Here is a 7,067-nt window from a genome sequence, read left to right as displayed (position 1 = left end):
AGAGAGAGAGAGAGAGAGAGAGGAATCTTTTTTTGACCTTCGATAACGGATTAAGGATCGAGCCAAACCGAGCGAATTGCATTGTAGCGCTCTCCTTTCTTGATAAAATCAAAATTAGCGAATGTTAGATCGTCTCCGCTTAAATTAGTTTTTCTTGCACAGCAAAAGCAACACGCAACGTTGCCCAATAAAACGCGACTTAAGAGCTAAATTGTAAAAGCTGGACTTGAATTGAAATACGGCGTAATGTAGCGTTCGCGCCGTTTGATAAGCCTAGAAACGCCGATTTCGGCGCCGAGCGTTTATCGCTCTTAAAGCGGCGAAAGTCTTCAATTTTATCCGTAAAGGCGTTTAGCTAAAAACGTATAAACGCTTTAGCGCTTGAACGGCTAGCGCCATTTTTACGATTTTTGCGGCGATTTATGGCAATCCGCGTATTTTCGCCGCCTATCGTGAAAATAAGAGGTTGATCTTTATCCGAGATCCAAAACGGCGTTTAGTGCAGATCGGCGTTTAGTTTTACCTCGCGCTTGCTTCTGAGCGCCTGCATTTGACCCGTTTGGCTGTTGACGCGGTAGTGAATTCCATGCAGACCCGAAAGGTCCGCGCCCTTGACGATCTGCGTCTTTTCGCCGCTTACGTGAAAAGAGGGGTTGATCTTCGCGATCTCGATCGCCTCTTTGTCGCTAACGGCGATCTTGGCGCCCTCCAAAACCGCTATTCCCGCATCCACTATGCACCCGTCGCCAAGCGCGATCCCCGTAACGGAGTTTGCGCCAAGCAACGTATTCTTACCGATAGTAACGGGTTTGCCGCTCGTGCCGCTCAGCACGCCCAAGATCGACGCGCCGCCGCCCACGTCCGATCCCGCGCCGACGATCGCGCTGGAGCTAATACGCCCTTCGATCATCGCCGCTCCCGTCGTGCCGGCGTTAAAATTAACGTAGCTCGCGCCCGGCATAATCGTCGTTCCGGCGCCAAGATGAGCGCCGAAGCGCACCTTCGAGCCGTCCAATATCCGCGTGTTGTCGGCGGGGATAATATGCCTTAGATAGCGCGGAAACTTATCGACATAATCGATCGCGGGAAACTCGCCGCGCAGTTTAAGCTCGATCTCATTTTCTCTTAGCCACTCCAAATCGATCGGCTCGCCGCCAACCCACGCTACGTTTGGCAAGATTCCAAACGCGCCGTCTAGGTTTAGCGATCGCAAAGCCGCTTTACCCGTCGATAGCGCGTAGAGTTTTAGATAGAGCGCCTCCGGCGTTTTTGGCGCCTCGTCGGCGAACAAGAAAACGACGCGGTAATCGCTTAGCGCCCTCTCTTTGCCAATCTCGGCTAAGGTTAGGAGAACTTGAACGTTTTTGTGCTTTTCGCCCGCCGCTTCGTCGATAAACGGCTCTAACAGATTTAGCGCCTCGTTGATAAACCGCGCCGAAACGGGCGCGATAAGCTCCGCGCCGCCAACGTCGCAAGGCTCGCCGCTTAGCTTAAGAGCGTTTAGATAAACCGCGCCGCTCTTGTAGTTTTCCCTGTAATTGACGTGCGCGAACGTCGCCTGCAAAACGCGATCGCTCGCGATTTTGGAGCGATCGACGCGCGCGATTCCAAACGCGATCGGCTCTTTATAGTCGCCGCTTTTTTGAAAATCCTCGATCGTTTTTTCAAATTCCGCCGTATTCATCTTATCTGAACCTTTAAATAATCGATTTGCCGCCGTCATTATGCCAAACGACGCTTTTGCTAAAATTGCGGCTATTTAAATTAAACGAGCGATTAAAGGCGATCGTTTCGTCTTGCGCCGCTCAAAAAGGCACAACGTTTGCGCGGCGTATTGGATCGCTATCTGCTCGCACAATTCTGGGTCGGCTTTTTTCCGCTTTTTGGCGCGCTGTTTCTGATCGCCACGATGGTTTCGTTTGTGCAGCTCTCCGCTATGACGGCGGTGGTTAAAATTAGCTTTTACGAGATGTTTTTGCTCTACTTGGGGCAACTGCCGCAACTACTGCTATACGTGTTGCCGATCTCCTTTTTCGCGGGGCTTATCACGGAAATGTCGCGGTTAAGCGGCGATCTTGAGATGATCGCGCTTTTTAGCCTCAAAGCCGATATTTGGCGGATTATGCGCCCGTTTGTCCCGCTTTCGCTCGTTTTGGCGCTTGGGCTGTCGATTTTGGGGTTTGTCGTCGCGCCAAAGGCGCAATACCTGCAAAAGGCGCTGCTCTTTAGCAAACAAGACGACGCGCAGATCAATATTCGCTCTGGGGAGTTTGGTCAAAAGTTTGGCGATTGGCTTCTATTCGTCGGTTCTAAGGAGGGCGAGAGAGACTATCGCGATATAGCGCTGTATTCCGCGTCCGGCGATCAAAACAGAAGGTTTTTCGTGCTGGCTAAAAGCGCGGACATGATCAACGATCGCGGGCTTTTGAGGCTCGCCTTGCGCGACGGGCGCGGTTACGAAGCGGATGAAAACGGAGTTAGACAGATAGATTACAAAGCGATGGTCGTAAATGAAAGCGGCAGGATCAGATCGCTTGAATACAGCGGCGTAATCGATCATTGGCTTAAAGCCAAAACAAGCCGAATCACCGCTAGAGAGCTTGTTTGGGCGGTTTTAGCCGTCGTCTTTACGATTGTCTCCCTACCCGCCGCGGCGATAGGCGTGTATTCGCCGCGTTTTGCCAAAAACCATTCCGGCGCGCAGGCGCTGGCGCTGAGCGTGTTGTTTTACGCGCCGGCTATGACGATAGGCGATAGGCTTGGCGTCTATGCCTTTATAGTTCCTCCGATATGGCTTGCCGTAGTTATTTTGATCGCCCGCGTCAAGCTCAAACGCTTTTAATAAACTTAAGCGCACTATTTTTGTCCTATTTATTTGTGAAAAAAATGTGAAGCCACTAAGCGTTAGTTAATTAAATTTTGAATAGAATGTCGTTGCAATTTGGCGTTTATTCCATTAAGGAGGTAGCATGCAATCATCGAGTGCATCGCTCAGTTACGACTACTCAGTCGCCAAGCTGTTCACCTACACTATGGTGATCTTTGGCATTATCGGTATGCTAGTCGGCGTTTTGCTCGCGTTTCAAATGGCGTGGCCCGCGTTCAACCTGACAGGCATTCTAGGCGATTACGGCGAGTTTGTCGCTTTCGGTCGTCTTCGCCCGCTTCATACTAACGGCATTATCTACGGATTTATGCTAAGCGGTATTTGGGCGGCGTGGTATTACATCTCGCAGCGCGTTCTAAAGATTTCGTTTAACGAATATCCTTTCCTGAAAGCGCTCGGATACATTCACTTTTGGCTCTATGTGCTTATTCTCGCGCTTGCGGTGGTAACGCTGTTTGCCGGTCTAACGCAGAACAAGGAATACATCGAGCTTATCTGGCCAATCGACCTTCTTATCGTCGTTTTATGGGTTGTTTGGGGGCTGCATATGTGGGGCGCGATCGGCGTTCGACGCGAAAAGAGCCTCTATATTTCGCTCTGGTATTTCATCGCGACGTTTCTTGCGATCGCTATGCTATACATCACCAACAACCTTCAGATTCCGACTATTGTCTCCGGCTACGGCTCGATATTTAACTCGGTTTCTATGTATAGCGGCACCAACGACGGTCTGATCCAATGGTGGTGGGGACACAACGCGGTCGCGTTCGTCTTTACTTCCGCGGTGATTGCGCTGGTCTATTACTTTATGCCCAAAGAAGCCGGAGCGCCGGTATATAGCTACAAATTGTCGCTGTATTCGTTCTGGTCTTTGATGTTCGTTTATCTCTGGGCGGGCGGACACCACCTGATCTATTCGACTGTTCCAGACTGGATGCAGACGATGGGATCGGTTTTCTCCGTAGTGCTGATACTTCCCTCTTGGGGGACGGCTATCAACTTCCTGCTTACGCTTCGCGGACAGTGGCATCAGGTTACCACTAACCCGATTATCAAAATGTTGATCCTCGCGTCGGTGTTCTATATGTTCTCCACCCTTGAAGGACCGATTCAATCTATTAAATCGGTTAACGCTTTGGCTCACTTCACAGATTGGATTGTCGGACACGTTCACGACGGCGTTCTGGGCTGGGTATGTTTCAGCGTGATGGCGGCGACCTATCATATGGTTCCTCGTATGTATGGGCGCAAGCTATACAGCGCGAAACTAATCGATATTCAGTTCTGGATTCAAACCACCGGTATCGTGCTTTACTTTACCAGTATGTGGATTGCGGGTATTACGCAAGGCTTAATGTGGCGCGCGGTCGATGATTACGGCAATTTGTTGTATAGCTTCATCAGCACCGTTGAAGCGTTGCATCCGTATTATATTATTCGCGGCGTCGGCGGCGCTCTGTATTTTGTCGGCTTCTTGATCTTCGTGTGGAACGTGATCAAGTCGATTACGAGCGGCGATAAGGTTGAAAAAGAACCTGTCGCGGCGACCCCGATCTCGGCGAATTAAGGAGGAGGCGTTATGTTTCATTGGTTAGAAAAGCACCCGTTTTTCTTCGCGGTGTTCCTATTTCTTACGATCGCGTTCGCGGGTTTGGTTGAGATCATTCCGGGTTTCGCGCAAGCGTCCCGTCCTATCGTAGGGCTAGAACCCTACACCATTTTGCAACTAGCGGGCAAGAACGTTTATCTCAAGGAAAACTGCAACGCCTGCCATTCGCAACTTATTCGTCCGTTTAAAAGCGAAACGGATCGATACGGGCATTTCTCGCTTAGCGGCGAGTTCGCGTATGATCGTCCCTTTACTTGGGGTTCTAAACGCACCGGTCCCGATCTTGCGCGCGTGGGCAACTACCGCACGACCGACTGGCACGAAGGACACATGAAAGATCCGCAAGGCGTAGTGAACGGCTCGATTATGCCTCCGTATCCGTGGTTGTTTAACAAGATAGCCGATATTGACACCGCTTACGCGGAGGCTTTGACGGTTAAACTTGTTTTCAACACGCCGTATAGCCCCGATCAGCTTCCCGACAACGATCTGGCGAGCGCTAAACGAATCGCGTTAACGGAGGCTAGGGCGATTGTGGATAACATGAAAGACCCTGCGGTTAAAGCGGCGTATGAGAGAGGCGAGGTTTCGGAAATTGTCGCGCTTATCGCTTATCTTAACAGCAGACAGTAAGGCAAAATTTGAACTGGACGCTCTTTAAAGGTTATACGTATTTCTTCGCGATAGCGATCTCGGCGATATTGTTGGTATGGTATATATACTACCTATATATCAACAAAGCGCGCAGGGATCGTTACGAGGAGTATTCCAATCTTGTCTTAAACGACGGTTTGGACGACGAGCCTTTAGAGCCGCGAGAAGATCGAGCGATAAGCTCGGAAGAACAAACAAAGGATAAATAATGGGTTTTATTGAATCGCTCTTAGGATCGAACAATACGATCAACTATTTAGGCGCCGCGGGATTCTTCGCGTGCGTGTTGATCAGCCTGTTTGTGATCGGCCTGTACTTTAAGCAAATTAAGGAGCATAAAGGCGGCGGTCAAACGGAACCGGGCGAATGGGACGGCATTAAGGAGTTTAGCAATCCGCTTCCTGCCGGCTGGACGGTTAGCTTTATACTGATGCTCATATGGGCGATCTGGTATTGGGTAGCCGGGTATCCGCTTAACGCTTATAGCCAAATCGGCGAGCTTAACTCGGAGACTAAGGCGTTTAACGACAAGTTCGAGGCTGCGTGGCAAAACGCCGGTCCAGAGAAGCTGGTTAAAATTGGCGAAAGCGTTTTCTTGGCGCAATGCGCGCAATGTCACGGTTTGACCGCCGACGGCAACAGCGGCAGAGCGGCGGATTTGCGAAAATACGCGAGCGAGTTTGACGAGGAAACCTCTAAAGCCATTGTAGTCGGCTTTGTTCAAGCTGGCACGGGCGGCGTTGTGGGCGCCAACGGCATTGGCGTAATGCCTTCGTTTAACGCGAGCGGATTGCTTAACGATAAGCAACAAGAAGCTGTCGCGGCTTATATAGCCGCCAGAAAATAGAGGGGGTAAGGTTATGAGTTCAGAGAAATCAGGAGGCTATTTCGCGTTAAACGGAATTAGCGGAATGTTGGTTGCGGTCGTCTTGTTGCTAAGCATTATCGCCAGTCTAACGACGCTTGGGATTTTGACGCAACAGGCACACGCAAATAAGCCTTACGTAGTTACGGGCGCCTCCAAGCCAAACCCTACCACGAAAGAGGATGTTTTCGCCAACCTTAAAGAGGTTGAGATGTTTGACGCGTCGGGCGAAACCAACTTTAAAGCCTTTAACGATTCCAAATAAGGAGAATGGGATGGATAAGTTGATAGTACTGTTGCATATCGTTCTCGCGGTTCTTTCCGTTTGGTCGGTTACGATCGGCGGAGCCGTGTTTATCGGCTAAACGCCTTTTGTCCTTAAGAGGGGGGTTTATAGCCCCCTCTAAGGTTTGCGTTTGTCTTATTTTACTAGTTAGAAAGATTTGTATGCCGCGTTTTCTCCCCTTTATCGCGCTTTTGATTTCCAATGTTTTTGCCGAAGAATTTGTATTGCGTAACGATAATATACTGATAGATAAAAATATCGCTAAAATTAACGAGATGAGCGCCGAGCTAAAAGCTAAAACCGGCGCGGGCGTTTACGTAAGCGTCGTGGATAAACTAGAGGCAAATACGACGATCGGCGTTTACGCCAAAACGATCGCGAGCGAACTTAACGGCTCTTTTGTTCTGCTTGCGATTAGCCAAAGCGATCGGCAGATCGACGCGATAGTCTCTCCCGAATTGCAAACCGTAATCGATAAAGACGATATTGTATGCGTTATGCCCGGTTGCCCGATTGTCCCTATTCTTTCGGAGCGGCGCAGAGATATAACCTTGCAACAGCAGATCGGCGCGGGTATTTTCAACGGCGCGGCGTATGTCGTCGATACGATCGCTAACGCGCGCGAAGTTACGCTCGAAAGCTCGGTCGGCAGCGGTAGCAGAAATTTCGGCTTGTCGCTTACTTGGATTGTAAGAATTATGATTGTCTTGACGCTGGCGGCTATGTTTATAGCGTGGCGGCGCGGCAAAGCGGAAGGAAAATAACG

General features: G+C 50.1%; 8 protein-coding genes. 7 read left to right on the top strand and 1 reads right to left on the bottom strand.

The genetic code is table 11. From position 1 onward, the window contains the following. Positions 1–496: 496 nt before the first annotated feature. Positions 497–1,684: a tetrahydrodipicolinate N-succinyltransferase N-terminal domain-containing protein gene (locus LBF86_02465; GenBank protein ID MDR0664370.1), complete on the bottom strand. Its 1,188-nt coding sequence runs from the start codon at positions 1,682–1,684 to the stop codon at positions 497–499. A 138-nt stretch (positions 1,685–1,822) separates the two neighbouring features. On the opposite strand from LBF86_02465, the gene LBF86_02460 reads away from it, so the two are divergent. The 7 genes from LBF86_02460 to LBF86_02430 all read left to right on the top strand — a co-directional run bounded on the left by LBF86_02460 (position 1,823) and on the right by LBF86_02430 (position 7,065). Further along, complete coding sequence (locus LBF86_02460) at positions 1,823–2,842, top strand: LptF/LptG family permease (GenBank protein ID MDR0664369.1); 1,020 nt, start codon at positions 1,823–1,825, stop codon at positions 2,840–2,842. Between the two features lie 127 nt (positions 2,843–2,969). Further along, positions 2,970–4,454 carry a cytochrome-c oxidase, cbb3-type subunit I gene (gene ccoN / locus LBF86_02455; GenBank protein ID MDR0664368.1) on the top strand — a complete coding sequence of 495 codons (1,485 nt, stop codon included), beginning with the start codon at positions 2,970–2,972 and terminating at the stop codon, positions 4,452–4,454. A gap of 12 nt (positions 4,455–4,466) precedes the next feature. Beyond that, positions 4,467–5,129, top strand: a complete 663-nt coding sequence (gene ccoO, locus LBF86_02450; GenBank protein MDR0664367.1) for a cytochrome-c oxidase, cbb3-type subunit II — start codon at positions 4,467–4,469, stop codon at positions 5,127–5,129. Between the two features lie 8 nt (positions 5,130–5,137). Beyond that, on the top strand, positions 5,138–5,359 hold the full coding sequence (locus LBF86_02445; protein MDR0664366.1) for a CcoQ/FixQ family Cbb3-type cytochrome c oxidase assembly chaperone: 222 nt from the start codon (positions 5,138–5,140) through the stop codon (positions 5,357–5,359). Continuing rightward, entirely contained in the window at positions 5,359–5,997 is a 639-nt protein-coding gene (locus LBF86_02440) for a c-type cytochrome (protein ID MDR0664365.1), read from the top strand. Before LBF86_02445 ends, LBF86_02440 begins: the two co-directional genes overlap by 1 nt. A 13-nt stretch (positions 5,998–6,010) precedes the next feature. Continuing rightward, a complete protein-coding gene (locus LBF86_02435; protein MDR0664364.1) occupies positions 6,011–6,280 on the top strand; it encodes a DUF4006 family protein in 270 nt (89 codons plus the stop codon). A 182-nt stretch (positions 6,281–6,462) separates the two neighbouring features. Beyond that, complete coding sequence (locus LBF86_02430; GenBank protein ID MDR0664363.1) at positions 6,463–7,065, top strand: TPM domain-containing protein; 603 nt, start codon at positions 6,463–6,465, stop codon at positions 7,063–7,065. The last annotated feature ends 2 nt before the right edge of the window (positions 7,066–7,067 follow it).

The organism is Helicobacteraceae bacterium, assembly GCA_031258155.1.
Taxonomy (GTDB): domain Bacteria; phylum Campylobacterota; class Campylobacteria; order Campylobacterales; family SZUA-545; genus JAIRNH01.
This window is presented reverse-complemented; position numbering and strand designations above follow the sequence as displayed.